The following is an 18725-nucleotide window of genomic DNA, read 5'->3' on the forward strand; positions in this document are numbered from 1 at the left end:
CGATCCGGTCGCAAGCGCTTCGTGTGCATCCGCAATTGCAGACGTTCCAAACGCCCAGTTTTCAGTGAGAACTGCGTCTTGCCTTTCGAGCCGGGTGAAAACTCGTTCGAACATTACTGATGGTTCATCGGACCCGTGATGCGCGTCCAATTACTTTCCCCCTTCTCCAGACATTATAACTTATCACTCGCCTAACCGTCGGATTCTGGCTTGATGCTCAATACCGGCGTGCGTGCGCCATGAAATGGCTAGGCGGTACCACAGATATACGGCGGCGACGGTCAGGAACGCTTGTATCGACAGACCAATCCTAATGTTCTTCAATATTTGTCCGACGTCGGCTGTCGTATCTGGCCGAAGCGGATAAGGCCTGTTCGGACTCGAAGCCAACCAGAATACGAAAAATAGGGTCGCGACCGTACCTAAAAGAGCAATGAGCCGAGGCGCCACAGCTGGGTTTTTGATATCCATCAATGGATAAATTATTGTGACAATGCTGGCCACGATTGACAGCACCGCCACAATCGGCGCCGTGTACTGCCGAAGTGGATCTTGGCGGAACGCCACGAAGTACAACGGCCATGGTAACGAAGATCGCTTGCATGGTCGTGGCCGCGGCGCCGTACAGCAGTGTTCCCGGCGGAGTCTCGTACAGAAAAGTGTAAATATACAGTCGGTTGCGTTCGTGGTAACCGTCTTCGAGGAAAAATTGCGCGCGTTGAGTCGTCGTTTCGGTTTTGCGGTACCGATCCTCAGGTAAGCGAGTCATCCTCCTCTCCAGAGAATCGCGTTTAGTAGCGCCCCAGGTCCGGTGCGAGGCGTCCGTATCCCTCGCCGACCACGTGTCGGTTACCAGGACGCTCTCTTTGAATCTCATACCAGTTGGCGCTGTCATTGTTGCGTTATAGTGACGTGAACGTTTAGCGAGCGGAGCGTGTATCTTGAATTCGAACGGTGCCCCACCCATCGACTTCCGCAACCTCGCGCGAATACTTGGTAATCGCTCTTCGTATGGCGAACAATAGGAGTACCTAAACCGCATTGCGTTTCCAGCATCGGGAGTTGGCACTCGCACTATCGTCAGCCAGCGTTCAGCTAGCAACTGACACAGATTGTACAGACTGACGGTCTGATCGTGGTCTACATTCCAGTCGGCAAGTACTCGCAATTTACCGGAAGCGTCGAAGAGGTCATTGACTTCTCGCTTTGCTTCGTCGATCGACTGCTGGCTGGGAAGCCGACGCAACCTCGCCAACACCTCTGCGGTCTCAGCAATTGGGAGTTCAAGCTGTTCGGGTACAACGCTGCCAGAAGGACGCCTCGACTCAGGGCGCCAGGCACTTCGAAGGAGAGCATGGAACCGCGTGATGATGAGCTTGACCGAAATTGCGAGGTGTTCTTCGTGGGTCAACTGCTGATATTTCGTCCGGCCATCGAGCGAACTAGCATCTACACGGAAGTCGATTCCTTTACGTGGATCCACGGCGACGAAGAGGAAATCTTCGTCGCCGGACAGTTGAGGTCGAATGTCTACTTCAATGTTGCGCTGCAACTCGTCATCAGCGTCATCGAACGATTCGTCCACGCGATGGACAAACTTGATAGGCGAAACCAGGTATTGAAGAAGTGTCTCTATCTGTGTCTGACTAGCTTGCCAAGCCGGAGCCAAGTCATTGTCCGTCTTCAACAATCAAGATCCGATCATTCGACGCGTCTGGGTGTAACAACTCTTTCGCCTCATGAAGCCGCGAGGGCAAGGCGGCGTGCAGCAGGCTACAAGCGTTGCGCCGACGCGCGTTGAGCCCTCGCCTCTATTACGACGGTCATCACCAGGACGACCGCCACGACGGTCGCGGCCGTCCGCGTCAGAAGGGCGTGCTCCGGTCCGGACCCTTCAGCGAAGGGGCGTTCGCGTTAGTGGATGAATCCGTCGCCTTCTCGTCCCTTCAGAACGGAATGTAGAGTATAGGCTTCGGCGTCGGACAGTCCTGACAAGAAATCAATGAGTCCTCGTACAACGCACTGACGCTCGGTGTAGTGCGAGTCTTGCCGAAAGGCGAAGCTGATAGCCCGCGTGAGGGCATACGGCAACGTACGTTTTTCGCGCTCCGACGGCTCAGTCGCCAGACCGATCTTGTAGATGGACTCGACCATCGGGAGGAGATCTTCGAAAATATCCCGCAAAACGCGTCGCTGGCCCCGCTGAATTGCGCTCAATCGAGGCTCGTCTATGACGTGGTACCAAACAAATTGCTTCATCACGGCATTGACTTGTTGAGGCAAGTCGTCAGGTTTGATTCTGCCTTCCACCAGGCGTGTTGCCGAGATAAACGCCTCCAAGTAACGATTTCGCATCCTGTCGAGCGCGCTCAAGTCCTCTGGCCGCCCTAAGTACCGACTACGAGGCAGGTATGTGAAGTAATTTGGCAGTGCCGCCTTACAATCCGCCGACAGCGCACCTAGCGCATCCGGAGATTCCACGTATTCCAGAAACTCCTCATACCGATCGTTCGAAACGGTGGGGGTAACCCTCGCGTAATTCTCGAGTGGCACGTGGCCAGTCCGGTAAAAGTCCTCAAGATCGTGCACAGCGTAGGATATGTCGTCGGCCCAGTCCATAATCGCCGATGCCACGTTTTGATCCTGGTCGTCGGAACCAAAGACCCATGTGAGGATGGACGCGTCGCAATCATACGCCCCCCACTTTTTGGCTTTTCTGCCCGCTGCGCCCCTCGTCCAGGGATACTTCGAGACGGCGGCGAGCGTTGCCCGCGTCAGGTCCAGGCCGAGCGGGCGGTCCTCCGAATCTGGTCAAGTCCAGGGACGTGGTGTACGACGTCGTCGTGTGATTCTTCGAGGTAGTTGGGTCAGGCGGTCAGTGCCGCTGGGGTGGCCTCCTGTTCTGTCGGTGTGTCGTTGACGGTGCGTGATTTGCTGAGGACGTCGAGGCCGAGGTAGCGCCGCGATTCTGCCCATTCGTCGTGTTGTTCGGCCAGGACGGCGCCGACGAGGCGGATCAGAGCGTTTCGGTCGGGGAAGATGCCGACGACGTCGGTGCGTCGGCGGATCTCCTTGTTGAGGCGTTCCTGGGGGTTGTTGCTCCAGATCTGGCGCCAGATCTGCTTGGGAAACGCAGTGAACGCCAGCAGGTCCGCCCGGGCTTCTTCCAGGTGGTCGGCGACCTTGGGGAGCTTGTCCGCGAGGGCCTCGATGATCCGATCATATTGCGCAGCAACCGATTCAGCGTCTGGTTGATCGAACACCGAATGCAACAATGTCCGGACCCACGGCCACGACGACTTGGGAGTGACGGCCATCAGGTTGGTCGTGTAATGCGTTCTGCACCGCTGCCAGGCCGCCCCGGGCAGCGTCGCCCCAATGGCCGCTACCAGCCCGGCATGGGCGTCGCTGGTGACCAATTTGACCCCGGACAGGCCGCGGGCGGTCAGCGACCGCCAGAACGTCAACCAGCCCGCTCCGTCCTCGGCGGTACTGACGTCAATACCCAGGATTTCGCGATGGCCCTCGGCGTTGACCCCGACCGCGATCAGGGCGTGCACGTTGACCACCCGCCCGCCCTCGCGGACCTTGAGCACCAGGGCGTCGGCGGCCACGAACGTGTACGGGCCGGCGTCCAAGGGCCGGGTGCGGAAGGCTTCGACGGCGGCGTCGAGTTCCTTAGCCATCACGCTGACCTGGGACTTCGACAGCGACGTGATCCCCAGGGTCTCCACCAGCTTGTCCATCCGCCGCGTCGAGACCCCCAGCAGGTAGCAGGTCGCGACTACCGTGGTCAGAGCCCGTTCGGCGCGTTTGCGGCGTTCCAGCAGCCAGTCCGGGAAGTAGGAGCCGTGGCGCAGCTTCGGGATCGCGAGATCCAATGAGCCTGCGCGGGTGTCGAATTGGCGGTGCCGGTAGCCGTTGCGGGAGTTGGTGCGCTCGGTGCTGCGTTCGCCGTATCCGGCGCCGCACAGGGCGTCGGCCTCAGCGCCCATCAGGGTGTGGATGAATGTGGCGAGCAGCTCGCGCAGCACGTCGGGATGGGCGGTGGTGAGTCGTTCGGCCAGCACGGTGGGCAGGTCGATATTGTGGGCAGTGGTCATCGCGTCGGTTCCTTTGCTCGAGAAACTTTGGTCGGTCTCTCGAAGAATCACGCGATGACCTTCAATCATTCGGCTACGACACGCCGGTACCGCTGATCAGGTCCGACTCGTACACCACCTTGGTGGACGCAACCCCGAATCTCGATGAACTGCCAATATTGCCAGAATTCGAAAAGACTGCGCATTGCCCTCGAAACCGTCCTCCAAGAGACACTTATCGCAGGGATCCTTCAATCGATCGCGTAAGGGGCGGACGAGTGTCTGATGCTTCTCACAGACGAGTAGCTCTTGTAGCTCCATCTCGCCGGCATGCCCGAAGGGCGGATGGCCGATGTCATGGCCCAGGCATGCGGCCTCGACCTCATGGACACTCACCTTCTCAGCGAGCGTCTCGTCGCGGGAGGATAAGACTTAGTGAATCGCCGCGCCGACTTGTTCAACTTTCAACGAGTGCGTAAGCCGATTATGTAGCTGTAACGCTGGATCGCCCAAGGCGACCTGAGTGACGCCGCCTCGCTGTCGTGACCCGGCAGGTTGTTGACGGCGTGCCTGCTTGAAATTGGGAGGACCTCCTGACGGAGTGGATGTGTCTGGCATTCACCCGTAGGAGGTCCTCGTGTCCCACGCTAACGCCCGTACCAACGTGTTCGCTCGTCGCCTGATCGTCGAGCGTGTCGCCGCTGGCTGGCCACCCGCTCACGTCGCTGAACAGCTGGGTATCTCTCGTGCGACGGTCTACAAGTGGCTGCGCCGCTACGACGAAGGCGGCGATGCGGCCCTGTCGGACCGGTCCTCGCGACCGATCAGGACCCCGGCGCGCACCAGCGCCAAAGTGGAGCACGAAGTGCTCGCTGCCCGGCGCCGCCGCAAGCGCGGTGCTGTCGTGCTGGCTGCCGAGCTCGGCCTGAACCCATCGACGGTCGGACGGATCCTGGCCCGCCACCAGGTGCCCCACCTGGCAGCGCTCGACCCGATCACCGGCGAGCCAGTGCGCTCGTCTCGTCGCAGCCCCAACCGCTACGAACACCGCACCCCGGGTTCGCTGGTCCACATCGATGTCAAAAAGCTCGGACGCATCCCCGCCGGCGGCGGATGGCGTCTGCACGGACGTGACGCTGCGGTCTCAGTGGCCAACCGCCACAAGAAGACCCGCATCGGCTACGACTACGTCCACACTGCCATCGACGACTACAGCCGACTGGCCTACACCGAAGTCCTGTCCGACGAAAAGGACCTCACCTGCGCAGGATTCCTGCACCGCGCGATGGCTTGGTTCGCCGCCCACGGCGTACGCGTGCGACGGCTGCTGACCGACAACGCCCTGGTCTACCGGCAGGGCACCAACTGGGGTTGGGTATGCACGGCCTGGCAGCTCAAACGTCGGTTCACCAAGCCCGGCTGCCCCTGGACCAACGGCAAAGCAGAACGCTTCAACCGAACTCTGCTCAACGAATGGGCCTACGCCCGAGCCTGGACATCCAACAGCCTGCGCACACGAGCACTTGACCGATTCCTCCGCCTATACAACACTCGACGCGGCCACTCCGCCCTCGGCGGAAAACCACCCATCAGCCGGCTCGCCGCCTGACAACAACGTCTCAGGTCACGACACCTAGCCGTCGAAAAGAATCCGAATAAAGGATACGGTCCCTGTCGCGCCGCGTTGGCAGTCGGGCTGAGCCATCAGTCGTCTCATTGCTCGAGCGACGCTCAAAAGGCTGCAAGGCATCCGACTTTCGCGCTTAGGCGATTTTGGTAGTTGGAACGAGTTCGAATCGCTCGTTTAGTACGAAGTAGCCGTCGTCTATAGCCTCATCTATACAAACAAGCGCTTGTTCTTCGGTGTAGTCCCCACCGTGAAGAAGCACCTCTATAGCCGATGACATCGGCAGCGTCTTGTTTTCGCTCTTTGCAATTGCGTCGAACAGGTCCGGGAGGTCTGCCGCTTCCGCAAGCATCTCCGCACGGTGCAACAAACCAGCCGAATTCATGATCAAACCGCTCCCTGCTCTTGTCTTGCCTTCTATGTCGTGCGTTACCCGCTGGTTGCCAGTCCAAGCCTCCATGCGAAGCTCCTATTTAGTTTTGCTATCTAAATAGTATCGCATCGCCGGCCGATCGAGTGCCGTAGAAACTACAACAGTGTAACTCTCCACATACGCATGCTACTCAACCTCCGGCTTCGCCAGCTGCGCCTCGCCGGTAGAGACGGGCTGACGCCACTAGCGACCAACGACTCCGCGCGACTGACTGGAGGGTACCTCCTCGAAGCCTCGGGAACGCACCAGAGTCAGCAATCCGATTTTCGGCAGCTCAGACCGTCGCTGACCGCCTGCGAGCTGCACGGGCCAGGTAGCGATGGAGGCGAGCGCCGCAGCGATTTCGTCTCGATCGATCACTGGAGACAGAAGCCGAGCTACAGAAGCCGACCGGCACCCGCATCTTCGTGCCGATCCTGCAATTCACTTTGCGGAGCCACTGCTCGAAATTTCTCTAAAGTGCCGTCGGAGGACGGCCCGCCGAGTGTTTAAGCCGAACCAAGCACTTGCGCGATGCAGGCGCAATGGCGCTGGCGGCTTTCATCTGGCGCCGCGCGCGTCACAGCGCGGGCCGAGTCGACCCGTCACCTTCTGGACAAGTCAGTTGACTTCGACGACCAGCGAGGCGGTATCGAGGACTGGCGGTCCTCGCCATCGATCTGCATGGCAGTGTCCCGGTGGCCGACGAGAGCCCGTCGACCGTCTTGACGGACCGTCGCTGGTGATGCAGCCCCGCACCGAGCCGTCCAGTTAGCCTTCGCAGTCAGGAGACCATCCCATAGTGCCCCAGTAGTACGGTCCCAAGTCGCTCTGCTGACGGCGCGGTTTGCTTCCCCTACGGATGGTGATGTGAGACATCTCGTCGATGGGTCGACCAGCATTGTGCCGACGGATGGCCATGACTGCACTCGAAAGCCGGTCATGACCACACGTCATCAACGCAAGAAGACTGAGCGCGTCGATCCCGAGGTCTCGCAACATTGAAGCTTGGAAAGCTTCGGGAAGTCCGCGCCAGCAGCGCAAGATCTCTGAACATGCTTCGCTAACAGCGAGGTCGTCATACCCTGCGTCCATAGGAGCCTCCTGGGAGTCAAGGATACCCGAGCAGTTGGCAACCTGGATATGCTCACAAGGCGATGCGGACGGCAGGTGAAGTGTTATTCGCTTCGATGCTCCGGCAGTAGAAGATGATCGATATCGCTGGTGTCGAACTGCATGACTTGCGCTTTTTCTACAACCGCGTCGGCACCCATCAGGCCGGCGACGCCCTCGGCGAAGCGACGGACGACGACGGCGTTGTCGCGAGCGGCGCTTTCGAGAGCGAACTCGACGAAGATCCGCTCGCCATCCGTGGCCGCCATCGGGTTGCGCCCGAGGAGGTGGTCACTCACAATTCGCAAGATTCCGCGGTGGAGGGTGACGCCCTCCGCGCCGGCCACGGCGATGGAGCCGAAGATGCGAGAACGGAGCAATCTGCGTCGAGTTTCGTCGGTAACGCAGAGATTCTCCAGCGCGGCTGCATGCGGTGCTGAACTGGAAGATACGAGGATCTGGCGGTCGACACGACGGCCACCAAAATTGCCTCGGAGGACCGAGGCGGTCACGGCGTCGCCGCCAGGGTGGAGTGCGTCATCGCGTTCCATCTACTACTCATTGTAGCAGAGCCTCCTGCGGCCGAAGCCCATATTGCCTGTTCAGAGGCGGTTGGCTGACGCTCCTCGCTGCTACGCGGGGGGTCTCAACTATGTCCGCCGCCAGACATCTTTCTCTGGACGCTGAAGTTTTGCAAACTTTCGATTCTGACAGCAGAGGACCGGCAGGCAGCCACGACACGCCCGCCGACAGCCCTCCCGTTTGCATGGAACCTGCGAATCCGAGATCCATATAACGAGTATTCCGTATTGTGGCACTGTGTCAACGACCGACGCGGCGGCGCTCCGCAGACGGTCGCGTGTCGCCTTTGGGCAGGATTATCAACTCGAAGTGATGCTTCTCGTTGCAGATGCCGAAGGTGTCGTCCATCAGAAGGCCGTTGCCGCTGAATTAGGCCTCAGCCCGAGCAACGTCCAGACGCCTTGGGATCGTCTTGTCGATCTTGGCCTGCTGACGTTCGAGTTGAGGGACAAGGGGCGCCACAAGTGCTTCAAGCGCGCGAGAAGCTCGGGTTGGGAGTACGCGCGCGAACTTGCCGGGAGCCTATGGCAGTCACATCCCACATATTGGCAGGCCGAGATATGACCGAGCATGCCGCGATCGCGCCGATGTCGAACAGCACCCCTTCGCGCTCAAAAACGCGCCATCAGCTTGAGTGCGGAAGTTGCGCGCCAAAGGGTCACCCGTCACCTCAAATCTGGGTCTTAGGCATGCCGGTTATTCATCGATAAACATCACCCTGAATGCTATAGTAAAAAAGTACACATGCAACAAATCTGGAGCCAAATGCAATATGGTAAAAAAATCCGCCCAACCGCCTCCCCCGTTACTTCCAATGCCGACGTTCTCGGCCGACACTGAGGCTCTGGCGAAGGAGATTAGTCGCATACATGAGAGTGTCGCCTGGAGTGCGCAAATTCAGTTCGAGCAGCTGAAGTTGTGGCGTGCGATGAACATGCTGCTCGGTGTCCCTGCGGCGGTGCTCGCTGCGATTTCCGGCGGCACCGGATTAACGCATCCAGAAGCCGCAACCGTTCCCGCCATCCTCGCACTGCTCGCTGCTGGTTTTGGAGCTGCGGTGACCACCTTGAACCCCTCCAGACGGGTTGCGCAAGCACAAGCTGCAGCCAATGCCTGCCTCGAGATACAAACAGCCGCCCGCCAGTTGCTACTCGTCGACTTAGCGACGTCCAGCCGAGACGAGGCGCGCGACAAATTAAGCGAGCTTACAGTGCGACGCGACGAAGTGAATAGGACTGCTGATCCGCCCGGACGGTATGCCTATTGGCGCGCGACTCGCAACTTCACCAAGGGCCGACAGTCGTACGAAGCAGATTCGAGAGTGCAGTAAGTGGCACGGACAGTTGACCAAGGATTTGAAGAGTTTCTTCGACGTCTGGTACCAACACAGGCTCAACGCGATACCGGCGCGAGCCACCGCTTGAGCGTTGAAGGAGCATTGGAGTCTCGTCTGAACGTAAGCACCTTCTTCGAGACTGGCTCATTCACGCACGGCACCGGTGTCCGCCATCGAAGTGATATCGACGTGCTTGTAAGCCTCGGCGGGACGAAGCCAATTTCCTCCTACACGGCGCTCACATGGGTGAAAGACGCTCTTGAGGTGAGCCCTTCGTAGTGGTCCAGTCGTTGTGCGACTCTGTTGCCCGGTCTGCGGGCAAGGAAGAATCAACAACGACATGGCATCGAACAAGCGCCGGCGGCACACCCCGGACCAGATCATCCGCAAGCTCGCCGAGGGCAACAAGCTCCTTGCAGCGGGCCAGGAACTGAGCGAGGTGTGCCGACACCTAGAGATCGCGGAGTCGACGTGGCATCGCTGGCTTGCCCAGTACGGCGGCATGAAGGCCAACGACGCCAAGCGTCTCAAAGAACTCGAAGCCGAGAACGCCCGGCTCAAGAAGATGGTCGCCAACCAGGCCCTCGACATCGACATGCTCAAGGAGATCTCGGCGGGAAACTTCTGACCCCGAACCGCAAGCGCAGCGCCGTCACGGTGCTGCGCGAGCGGTTCGGGGTGTCTGAACGCCGCGCCTGCACGGTCGTGGGTCTGCACCGCTCCACGATGCGCCTGACGCCGGCGCCGATCGCCACCGAGGAGGCCGAGCTGCGGGCTTGGTTGCGCCGGTTCTCCACCGATCGACCTCGCTGGGGGTGGCGACGGGCAGCCAAGATGGCCCGCAAGGCCGGCTGGAAAGCCAACAACAAGCGCATCCGCCGGCTGTGGCGTGAAGAGGGCTTGCGGGTCCCACAGCGCCGCCGCAAGAAGCGGCTGACCGGCATCGGTGTCGCCGTGGGTGCGATGTCACCGATCCGCCCGAACGTGATCTGGGCGATGGACTTCCAGTTCGACACGACCGCCGATGGCCGCATCCTCAAGATGCTCAACGTCATCGACGAGTTCACCCGCGAAGCACTCGCGATTGAGGTCGACCGCGCCATCAACGCCGACGGCGTCGTCGACGTCTTGGATCGCCTGGCCCTCACCCACGGGGCGCCGCACTACGTGCGCTTCGACAACGGGCCCGAGTTCGTGGCCCACGCCGTGAGCGATTGGTGCCGATTCAACAGTGCCGGTTCCCTTTTCATTGATCCCGGCTCGCCGTGGCAGAACGCCTGGATCGAATCCTTCAACGGCCGCCTGCGTGATGAACTGCTCAACTCGTGGCGCTTCGACTCGCTTCTGGAGGCCCGGGTGATCATCGAGGACTGGCGCTGCGATTACAACGCCAACCGACCCCACTCCGCCCACGGCGAACTTACCCCAGCGGAGTTCGCTCTACAGTGGACCACGACCCACCAACCCCAAGTCGCATAGCGACTGGACCACCAAACGGGTCCCCCTCACTCTCGGAAAGCGATTTCCACATACGACAGTGCGCATCCGTCGCCCAGCCGTTCAGGTTCTATTCGGTGGTGGATATGAGACTTGGGAGGTAATCCCCGGGTTCATCACAGCACGAGGCGGTGAAAACGTACTGGTGTACGACATCCCATCGCCGGTTGTGAATGGAGGGTGGATCGACGCTGCGCCGAGAGAACATCTTGCTTACGTCAATGAATGCAATGCGAAACCTCATAAGGGCGACGCGAAAGATCTCACCCGCCTAATCAAAGCATGGAAGTACTACTGCGACGTTCCGATATCGTCGTTCTACCTTGAGATGAGAGCGGCCCAACACGTCAAGACACAAGAAACGTACATTCATGTGTGGGACGTTTGCCAGCTGCTCGAGAAGCTGAACCGACACCAGCTTGCTGACATGAATGATCCGAAGGGTGCATCCGGCCGGTTCGGCTCGACGTCGAGCGATAGCACTCGCACGGAAGCGCTCTCAAAGTTGAACACTGCAGCTGTCCGCGCACGCAAAGCTTTGAACGCAGAACAAGATAACGACGCCGCTACGGCTTTCTACTATCTCGATCTTCTGTTCGGTGGCAATTTTCCCCTTCGTTGAATGTTCTGCGCCGCACTCGATCAGCACAACTTTGAATCGGCGGTCAAGCCACCACCTATCGGCCACGCGTAGACAAAGGTGACACCGCCCGCTTTAGGCCCTTGCAAGTTGTACGGGCCTCGAAACACAGGAGCCGGCCGATTTCCTCGAGAGGTCGATCTCCGTCGTCCAGCTCAACCGACTGGGTAATCATCTTGTGTATCATCTTGGGCCGCGGACCCGGCGTACGCTCGGCCCGTTCAAACTATAGGCGACGGACTCGAACTTCCCTATTAGTTGAACGTAAGTGACGCGGCTCCGTGAATGGCGAGCACAATCTCATTCCGTCCGAAGAAGGTAGCGGTTGACGCCGCTCGAACCGATTGCAAACCCCGTAGTCCGTGCTTCCATTCACTCAGATGTCCGGACGACATACTGTGAGGAATCAATCCTCTCGCGAATCGGTTCTTGACTGAGGCAGCGACACAGTCCTGACCGCTTGTCGAAGCTTTACGTCACCCGCGGACTTGTCGGCGAGCAGTGGTAGAACCGCAGTGTGGCGCAAAGGCGCTGTAGGAGGGGTTTCACATGTCCGTTCGAGTCACGCATCGCCGCATGTCCCCCGGCGGCTGGTCGAATCAACACATCACAGACGTTAAGTGGGTGGGCGAGCAAGACGGTGAGGTCGGCCAAAGCTCCCGAGAGATCATGGTCGAGTGGATCAGCGGAGGCGGCGCCGCATTCGTACAGGGTCCGCACTCGCGTGTGCGAGTTGGAGTGGTCGATGCGTCGCCCCCATACTTGCGGACCTACGCAAATGGCGAATGGGACGACAACTTGCTCTCACTTCCCACCTTTTGATCGGGAACTGGCTGCCGGGTAGTCGCCATGTGACCAGTGATTAGTGCTGGATCTGACGTCGAGCGTAACGCTGTATCCCCGCTGTGAGCCGGTGATTGCCCTGTCGTTCCGGGGCCTGTCTGGCTAGATGGACTTAAGCGCGACGTCGTGGCCCGCATTGACTGCGAGACGTCAATCACCAGCATCACGACGGCGCACTTGCGTGAGTTGCGGACGTCGTGCGTCGGCGCCGCCAGGGTGACTATCGACAGCAACATCGACACAATGTCGAAGCCGTCCGGCAATCTGCCCCTCGCCGAAGCTGCCGACGATAACGCGACCAAATCTCGCACGTACTAGCTATTCGCGTGACGCTGTGCTGACGGGGATCCACGCGACGACTTCTGTTTGGGCAGCAGCGTCGTCACTCCATACCTTCTCTAGTTGCAGTACCCGGCTCCCTTTTGTAACGGGCGAGGCGTTCCGGTCGGCCAGGCCTGTCTTGCCGATCATCCTCCGAGTTGCCAGTTGATCCCGAACGGTGTCCGCGCGTTGAGGGAGTCGTGGGGTCGAAGGCGAGCGAGGGTGGTACCGCTCCGACGGGCGCGCCTCGCGTACCGAGTCGGACCGCGGCCTCACCCGCGATCAGCGCGGTGGCGCCGTGAGGTCTTCTTCCGACACATGGCCCCGCGCTGTGCCAAACTGAGATCCGAGGACCAGGCGGCTTGGCCTACCCACGCGTGGTCCTAAAGTTCATCGGATGACCATGAGCCGCGATTGTCGTCGTGCTACGTTCCGGTTCTTACAATTGAAAGGACTGCATTATGCCCACGACCTTGACACTTCGGCCGCTGTCAGCACAAGCGCTCGGAACCTGTCGCTGTGTGTGTCCAGACTGCAAGAGCGGCCGACATTGTTACGACCGTGCGAACAACTGCGGAAAAGTTGGTTAGATCACCACTCAACTAACTAAAGAGTCGCTCGACCTAGCGTGTGCTTCAATTTCGATGTTGATTTACGATGACATCTTCCCCATAGTAAGTGTTGATGGCACCGTCGGATTCAGAACAATTCACTCCCGAACCATCAGAATGGGTCGCTGTCGATAGGCAGTGGTTCAAGACACTCGCATCTACAACTGAGTTCACGGTTGGGGAGAAGGTGCATCTAGCACGACTAGCGATCCAGCAGCAATTGGTCTGCGATGTAACCAATACATCGACGAAGCGTCAGTTACTCAAGCGGCTCGGCCTCCACTGCACAGCCGCCCCGAGCGGGTTCATGCTTGTATCGGGTAATTCTTTGCTCGCACAGTACATCGATTTCCGAACGCGTCAGCTTACTGCCATGGAAAAGGGCGTTCTGTATGGCTACCCACAAACCGCAATTCTAGCTTTTTCTCGACTCATACCACTGAGTTCGCCACAGCCGTGGCCGGAAACGTGTGCTGGCTATTTCCTCGGAGGCGCATACTCGCGGGACCACACCAAGCAAGAGTGTGAGTTCTTTGCGAATCAATGGATAGAGCTGAGAAGGCAGGCACCCGATGTATGCACCCAGGCAGAGCGCGAGTTCGAATCTATTCGAACACTACGAATGAGCCGGCGCGCGGCTTGATGCCGACACATCAAGCCACCTCCGCTGCGGTTCCGGGTGGCGGCCGTGTTTCAGTTCGTCCCATCGTGCGGCCAGAGATTGATCTGCGCATGCTCGCCAAGGCACTGCTTTACACCGCGATGGACCAAGAAAAGCGTCGCGCGGAAGAGGACGAAGCAGCCTGACGTCCTCACCCGCCACTCACTCGACGCCGCTGCGGCCGGAGCGTGCCGCCGGCCGCACGCACGGCGCGGTTGACGGTGCTGGCTTGGACGCTGAGCATCTCCGCGACCTGGTCGAGGGAGTTACCCCGCTCGTACAGTTCTAGGGCGCGAGCGTTGAACTCAAGCGTGCGGATCTGCTGCTCACGTAGCTCGACGCCCGCCTTCCTCAGCTGCCGCGCGATGGTTTGGCGATGGCATTCAAACTTCTCAGCCAGTTTCGGCATCGATTCGCCGGCCTCATACAGCTCAATGACAGCTTTCAAATCACTGTCCGAAAGTTTGCGGTTCATACGATATGACTGCACATGACCACTGATCATCTGTGGCAACGCGACGTCCGGCATAGCTGAGATGCCATGCCGAACCAGTTTCGCGAACGCTGGGTCACGACTTGAAAGCGCTTCGCGTAGGAGCACCACAGTAGAACATATGTTCGAGCGTTGAACTAGATCGCCAGAGGTCAGCACCGTTTGTGCTGGCCTTTTGCGTGACTATCGGTACATGTCGGTACACGGACCTACACTGCCGAAATATGCTTTGACCTCTGGGGAGGGGGTTTGAATCACCTTAGGATGGTTGGGTCATCGGTACTCAAATACGTAGCTACGAGCACAACAGCCTGACCTCTGTTTCGATGTACCGATGAAATGGCAAGCTAGAAAAATACTATCGTCCTCGCGTCGTGATGCTCAACCCATCACGCTTAATCTTGCTAAAAGGAAATAGCTAACTCATAATCTAACCCATAGCACCTAGAATCTTGAAGGAGCGGTATGAAGCTAGTAGCTTTTAGGGTAAATAAATTCAGAAACATAGTCGATTCGGAAAGAGTGACCGTACAGCCAGACGTCACTAACTTAGTAGGTAAAAACGAGTCGGGTAAAACAGCGGCTCTTAACGCACTGTATCGCCTCAATCCTGCATATGGCGAGAAGTTTTCGGTATCTGAGCACTACCCTCGCTGGCTGAAGACTTCCGATCAGAAGCAGGGAGTCATCGACGATGTCGATACTATAACTGGATACTTCGAGTTAGATGACCGCGACGTACAGGCGGCTGAGGGCCGATTCGGCAAAGGAATCCTCAAAGACCGGGAGTTTGCCTACACGCAGGGCTATCGAAGCACCCGTGCGGTATTGGCAATAGATGAGTCTGTTGGCATTGCGACCATTATGTCACACAGTAGTGCACCACAATCAACCTTGGACCTATTCCAGCAAGATACGAAGCTCAGCACTCTGCGCAGATCAGTTGCTACAAAAATTTCTGAGCTACAGAGTTCCGGCGATGAGTCCGGCCAGTTACCCGATCTGCAGGCTCTCCAAGCTGAGATTACTGTCCTAATCGGTGAAAAGCTAACTCTCTGGCAATCTGTCGTAGCTCTACTTCGAGCACGCATGCCTAAATTCTTCTACTTTAGTCAATATCAAAATCTTCCTGGTCGGATCAATCTCGAGGATGTCGACGAAGAATCAGAAGGACCGGCTGCGACGGGTATGCAAACGGCGCGAGCACTACTCAAGCTGGCGGACACAACTACCGACTCTCTTTCCGACGATGATTTCGAAGATCGAACTGCTGAGCTGGAAGCCGTCTCCAATGAACTAACAGATCAAGTGTTCAAATATTGGTCGCAGAACGAAAAGCTCGAAGTGCAGATGGCCGTTGACCCCAAGACCGAGCCTCACCCGAGCGGCAACGGCCAGCATGTCGTAGTCAGGTATCTCGACGTGCGCGTTAAGGATCGTCGACATAATTACTCGAGCAATTTCTCACAGCGGTCAGCCGGTTTTCAATGGTTCTTCTCCTTCCTTGCCGCATTCAGTGAGTTCGAGGATAAGGATGAAGACATCGTAGTACTACTTGACGAACCAGGGCTCGCTCTTCATGCAAAGGCGCAGGCTGACTTTCTTAGATTCATAGATGAAAGACTCGCCCCCAAGGTGCAAGTCATCTACACCACTCATTCTCCCTTTATGGTGGCAGCCGACAAGCTCGAACGCGTTCGTGTGGTGGAAGACAAAGGGGCGAAGAAGGGCACAGTCATCTCAGGTGAAGTGCTGTCTGTCGACAACGACACTTTATTTCCACTTCAAGCGGCACTCGGCTACGATATCGCTCAAAACTTATTCGTCGGTCCAGATAATCTCATCGTGGAAGGGACGTCTGACTTCACTTACCTCACTATTATAAGCGACCATTTGAAGGCACTTGGACGAGAATCGCTTAATGAATCTTGGCGGATTCTTCCAGCCGGCAGCGTTGCAAACATCCCATCGTTTGTCGCTCTCATGGGACGACAGCTTGATGTGACCGTATTTGTCGATAGTGGCGCAAGTGGCCTGCAACGTCTGAATCATCTTGCTACTCAAGGTTTGCTGAAATCGAAGCGCCTAATCACGGTTGATCAAATAGTCAGTGTGAAGAACGCCGACATCGAGGATTTATTCAAGCCTCTCGATTATCTCAAGCTCTTGTACAACCCAGCCTTTGGCATCAATCTCACTATTGGCAAGCTTGCCGCAGGTGACCGCATAATTGACAGGATCGGGCGAACCCAAGGGTCTCCCTTCATTCTGCACGGTAAGCCTGCAGATTATTTACTCCGGAACCGCGACAAGGTACTCGACAAGCTGTCGCCGGACACGCTAGACAACTTCGAGAATGCAATAAAAAGGATCAACGGTACCAGCACGTCTTAAATTCTGACATGCTGGCTCTCCCTCTTGCTCTTGGTTGGAGATAGCTGGGCATAATGTCACGCCAGCACATGCCAAGACTTAATACGCCCACCTACCTTCATCACCATCATCAACTCAAAGAGCTGTGGGTCGTCGACATGTCGGCGTTTTTGTACCTCACCTTTCGAGACCAAGTCGACCTGCACACGTACTTCCAGTTCGCATCGGACAAGACCGAGGCTGAATTGATCGAGCATCGCCGCAACGTGCACGCGCTCGATCGCTCACTTCCCCACCGCGCCGGCCGTGCGTACGCCAGACTGATACGTGGTGAACGAGCACCTGCCACCTCCTCTGCGCTATCGGATGGCAGCCGTATTTCAGTTCGTGCCATCGTGCGGCCAGAGATAGATTTTCGGATGCTCGCCAAGGCGCTGCTCTACACCGCGATGGACCAAGAGAAGCGTCGGTCCGACGAAGAAGACCAAGCAGCCTGACGTCCCTACTCGTTACGCGCCCGACGTCGCTGCGGTCGTAGGCTTCCGCCGGCCGCACGCACGGCGCGATTGATGGTGCTGGCTTGGACGCTGAGCATCTCCGCGACCTGATCGAGGGAGTTGCCCTGCTCGTACAGCGTCCGAGCGTGAGCATTGAACTCAGGCGTACGTATCTGCTGTTCGCGGAGCGTGACGCCCGCCTTCCTCAGCTGCCGAGCGATGGTCTGGCGATGGCATTCAAACTTTTCGGCCAGCTTTGGCATCGATTCGCCTGCCTCATACAACTCAATGACAGCTTTCAAATCGCTGTTTGAAAGTTTGCGGTTCATGCGATATGCACGGCGCTGAGCAGCGTATACATGCGTCGACCGTGCGTCGCTCGGCATAGCTGAGATGCCATGCCGAACCAGTTTCGCGAACGCTGAGTCACGACTTGAAAGCGCTTCGCGTAGGAGCACATCGCGCCGCACTACGGCAGCGGCAGCGGCGGCTGCTTCATCAGCTCGTCGAGCGCGCCGTCGCCCTCCTCCGGCGGAGCCGGGCGGGTGGGCATGTAGATTACCGGCCGGTAGTCCGGCGCCGGGTTGACGACCGCTGCGACGCAACCGATCCCGTAGGTCGTGAGGGTCGGGGTCCCGGCCTGGTCGACGCAGCAGCTGGTGGCGATGGCGTCGTAGTTGGCGTCCGGCGGCGGGACGGCCGTCGACGTGCACGTCGAGAAGGCGACGTCGTCGAACGCCGACGCGGTAGCGATGCCGAGCTGGCCCAGCCCGGCGACCAGCACGGCACATCCCGCGATCGTTCTGCGCACGTCACGTCCCCCGGGTCTCGATGACGCGCTGTGCGACGTCGATCAGCTTGGTGTTGGTGTCCTGCGAGAGCCGCCGCAGCATCGCGAACGCCTGTACGTCGTCGATGTTGAAGCGCTCCATGATGATGCCCTTGGCCTGACCGATGCGGTCACGCGTCGACAGTGCCGACTGCAGCTGGTCGCCTTCCCGGCTGGCCATGATGGCCGCGGCGGCGTGCGCGGCGAGCACCATGCCGACGGTCTCCGCCTCGCCGTCCCAGCGGTTGGGCGCGTGCCCGAACAGGTTCAACGCGCCGGCCGTCCGGTCGGCGGTGTACAGCTTGAACGACAACCCGCTGCGGATACCCCGTTCGACGAGGGCCGGCGAATACGTCGGCCAGCGCTCCTCGTGGGCGAAGTCGACGGTGCGGACCACGACCTCGTCGAGCGCGGCTTCGATGCAGGGACCTTCCTGCATCTCCATCTGGATCTTGTCGAGTTCGTACATGAGGTCGGTGGTGGGGGCCCGCGTCTCGAACGACTCCCCCTTGCCCACCAGTAGCACTCCGGCCAGATCCACCCCGGGGATCAGTTCCCGGGCCGCCGATGTGACGTCCCGAAGCACTTCGTCCACGCTGCGGGGCATCGCGGTCGATCGCGCCAGCTCCGCCATCCGCATGGCGAGGTCCTGATTGTGCAGCGTCATCGTCCTTCTTTTTCTCCCTGTGCCTCCCGCCCGGCCAAATCATGCCAAATGGGAGCCGTGCCCAGTATCGGACTGATCGCGAAACCCGACAAACCCGCTCGGCGGGGCGGCGCCGGCGCCTGCCGGACTCGCCCAGAAAAT

17 protein-coding genes and 2 pseudogenes are annotated in these 18725 nt (G+C 58.8%); 8 read left to right on the forward strand and 11 right to left on the reverse strand.

What is annotated here, in order from left to right; genetic code table 11:
• Positions 1 to 310: 310 nt before the first annotated feature.
• The 4 genes and pseudogenes from FZ046_RS01195 to FZ046_RS27600 form a co-directional block, all read right to left on the reverse strand.
• A complete protein-coding gene (locus FZ046_RS01195; RefSeq protein ID WP_125939873.1) occupies positions 311 to 1690 on the reverse strand; it encodes a hypothetical protein in 1380 nt (459 codons plus the stop codon).
• 224 nt (positions 1691 to 1914) lie between these two features.
• Complete coding sequence (locus FZ046_RS01200; RefSeq protein ID WP_125939874.1) at positions 1915 to 2634, reverse strand: hypothetical protein; 720 nt, start codon at positions 2632 to 2634, stop codon at positions 1915 to 1917.
• Between the two features lie 233 nt (positions 2635 to 2867).
• A complete protein-coding gene (locus tag FZ046_RS01205; RefSeq protein ID WP_070356446.1) occupies positions 2868 to 4103 on the reverse strand; it encodes an IS256 family transposase in 1236 nt (411 codons plus the stop codon).
• 153 nt (positions 4104 to 4256) lie between these two features.
• Positions 4257 to 4463 (reverse strand): annotated as a pseudogene (locus FZ046_RS27600) (hypothetical protein); the annotation flags it as partial.
• Positions 4464 to 4719: 256 nt separating this feature from the next.
• On the opposite strand from FZ046_RS27600, the gene FZ046_RS01215 reads away from it, so the two are divergent.
• Positions 4720 to 5691: an IS481 family transposase gene (locus FZ046_RS01215; protein WP_070356453.1), complete on the forward strand. Its 972-nt coding sequence runs from the start codon at positions 4720 to 4722 to the stop codon at positions 5689 to 5691.
• Positions 5692 to 5845: 154 nt separating this feature from the next.
• On the opposite strand, the gene FZ046_RS01220 is transcribed toward FZ046_RS01215, so the two are convergent.
• Both FZ046_RS01220 and FZ046_RS01225 read right to left on the reverse strand, forming a co-directional pair.
• A complete protein-coding gene (locus tag FZ046_RS01220; protein ID WP_125939725.1) occupies positions 5846 to 6169 on the reverse strand; it encodes a hypothetical protein in 324 nt (107 codons plus the stop codon).
• Between the two features lie 1130 nt (positions 6170 to 7299).
• Entirely contained in the window at positions 7300 to 7785 is a 486-nt protein-coding gene (locus tag FZ046_RS01225) for a hypothetical protein (protein WP_125939724.1), read from the reverse strand.
• A 268-nt stretch (positions 7786 to 8053) separates the two neighbouring features.
• Between FZ046_RS01225 and FZ046_RS01230 the strand changes: the two genes are divergently transcribed.
• From FZ046_RS01230 to FZ046_RS01260, 5 genes are all read left to right on the forward strand, one after another.
• On the forward strand, positions 8054 to 8380 hold the full coding sequence (locus FZ046_RS01230; RefSeq protein ID WP_125939723.1) for a MarR family transcriptional regulator: 327 nt from the start codon (positions 8054 to 8056) through the stop codon (positions 8378 to 8380).
• A 250-nt stretch (positions 8381 to 8630) separates the two neighbouring features.
• Entirely contained in the window at positions 8631 to 9146 is a 516-nt protein-coding gene (locus FZ046_RS01235) for an SLATT domain-containing protein (protein WP_083298255.1), read from the forward strand.
• 346 nt (positions 9147 to 9492) lie between these two features.
• Positions 9493 to 10631 (forward strand): IS3 family transposase gene (locus FZ046_RS01250; protein ID WP_095762103.1). Its coding sequence is split into 2 segments (ribosomal slippage): positions 9493 to 9763 and positions 9763 to 10631, totalling 1140 coding nucleotides; the frame shifts between segments, so codons are not numbered across the junction.
• 163 nt (positions 10632 to 10794) lie between these two features.
• On the forward strand, positions 10795 to 11271 hold the full coding sequence (locus FZ046_RS01255) for a hypothetical protein (RefSeq protein ID WP_211372261.1): 477 nt from the start codon (positions 10795 to 10797) through the stop codon (positions 11269 to 11271).
• 594 nt (positions 11272 to 11865) lie between these two features.
• On the forward strand, positions 11866 to 12111 hold the full coding sequence (locus FZ046_RS01260; RefSeq protein ID WP_211372281.1) for a DUF3892 domain-containing protein: 246 nt from the start codon (positions 11866 to 11868) through the stop codon (positions 12109 to 12111).
• A 146-nt stretch (positions 12112 to 12257) separates the two neighbouring features.
• On the opposite strand, the pseudogene FZ046_RS27750 reads toward FZ046_RS01260, so the two are convergent.
• A pseudogene (locus FZ046_RS27750) lies at positions 12258 to 12344 on the reverse strand (hypothetical protein); the annotation flags it as partial.
• 1532 nt (positions 12345 to 13876) lie between these two features.
• Positions 13877 to 14254, reverse strand: coding sequence for a helix-turn-helix domain-containing protein (locus FZ046_RS01265; RefSeq protein ID WP_125939722.1), 378 nt, complete (start codon positions 14252 to 14254; stop codon positions 13877 to 13879).
• 429 nt (positions 14255 to 14683) lie between these two features.
• Between FZ046_RS01265 and FZ046_RS01270 the strand changes: the two genes are divergently transcribed.
• Positions 14684 to 16612, forward strand: a complete 1929-nt coding sequence (locus FZ046_RS01270; protein ID WP_083298252.1) for an AAA family ATPase — start codon at positions 14684 to 14686, stop codon at positions 16610 to 16612.
• 53 nt (positions 16613 to 16665) lie between these two features.
• Positions 16666 to 17088: a hypothetical protein gene (locus FZ046_RS01275; RefSeq protein ID WP_125939721.1), complete on the forward strand. Its 423-nt coding sequence runs from the start codon at positions 16666 to 16668 to the stop codon at positions 17086 to 17088.
• A 5-nt stretch (positions 17089 to 17093) separates the two neighbouring features.
• On the opposite strand, the gene FZ046_RS01280 is transcribed toward FZ046_RS01275, so the two are convergent.
• From FZ046_RS01280 to FZ046_RS01290, 3 genes are all read right to left on the reverse strand, one after another.
• Complete coding sequence (locus tag FZ046_RS01280) at positions 17094 to 17417, reverse strand: helix-turn-helix domain-containing protein (protein WP_125939720.1); 324 nt, start codon at positions 17415 to 17417, stop codon at positions 17094 to 17096.
• Positions 17418 to 17557: 140 nt separating this feature from the next.
• Positions 17558 to 17899, reverse strand: a complete 342-nt coding sequence (locus tag FZ046_RS01285) for a hypothetical protein (protein WP_125939719.1) — start codon at positions 17897 to 17899, stop codon at positions 17558 to 17560.
• Between the two features lies 1 nt (position 17900).
• A complete protein-coding gene (locus tag FZ046_RS01290; RefSeq protein WP_070353517.1) occupies positions 17901 to 18584 on the reverse strand; it encodes a GAF and ANTAR domain-containing protein in 684 nt (227 codons plus the stop codon).
• Positions 18585 to 18725: the final 141 nt, after the last annotated feature.

The sequence above is a fragment of the Mycolicibacterium grossiae genome, from assembly GCF_008329645.1.
Taxonomy (GTDB): domain Bacteria; phylum Actinomycetota; class Actinomycetes; order Mycobacteriales; family Mycobacteriaceae; genus Mycobacterium; species Mycobacterium grossiae.

Coding starts and splice junctions, on each gene's coding strand:
- FZ046_RS01205 (WP_070356446.1), bottom strand. CDS start 4,103: ATGACCACTGCCCACAATATCGACCTGCCCACCGTGCTGGCCGAACGA.
- FZ046_RS01220 (WP_125939725.1), bottom strand. CDS start 6,169: ATGGAGGCTTGGACTGGCAACCAGCGGGTAACGCACGACATAGAAGGC.
- FZ046_RS01225 (WP_125939724.1), bottom strand. CDS start 7,785: ATGGAACGCGATGACGCACTCCACCCTGGCGGCGACGCCGTGACCGCC.
- FZ046_RS01235 (WP_083298255.1), top strand. CDS start 8,631: ATGCCGACGTTCTCGGCCGACACTGAGGCTCTGGCGAAGGAGATTAGT.
- FZ046_RS01260 (WP_211372281.1), top strand. CDS start 11,866: ATGTCCCCCGGCGGCTGGTCGAATCAACACATCACAGACGTTAAGTGG.
- FZ046_RS01265 (WP_125939722.1), bottom strand. CDS start 14,254: ATGCCGGACGTCGCGTTGCCACAGATGATCAGTGGTCATGTGCAGTCA.
- FZ046_RS01270 (WP_083298252.1), top strand. CDS start 14,684: ATGAAGCTAGTAGCTTTTAGGGTAAATAAATTCAGAAACATAGTCGAT.
- FZ046_RS01275 (WP_125939721.1), top strand. CDS start 16,666: ATGTCACGCCAGCACATGCCAAGACTTAATACGCCCACCTACCTTCAT.
- FZ046_RS01280 (WP_125939720.1), bottom strand. CDS start 17,417: ATGAACCGCAAACTTTCAAACAGCGATTTGAAAGCTGTCATTGAGTTG.
- FZ046_RS01290 (WP_070353517.1), bottom strand. CDS start 18,584: ATGACGCTGCACAATCAGGACCTCGCCATGCGGATGGCGGAGCTGGCG.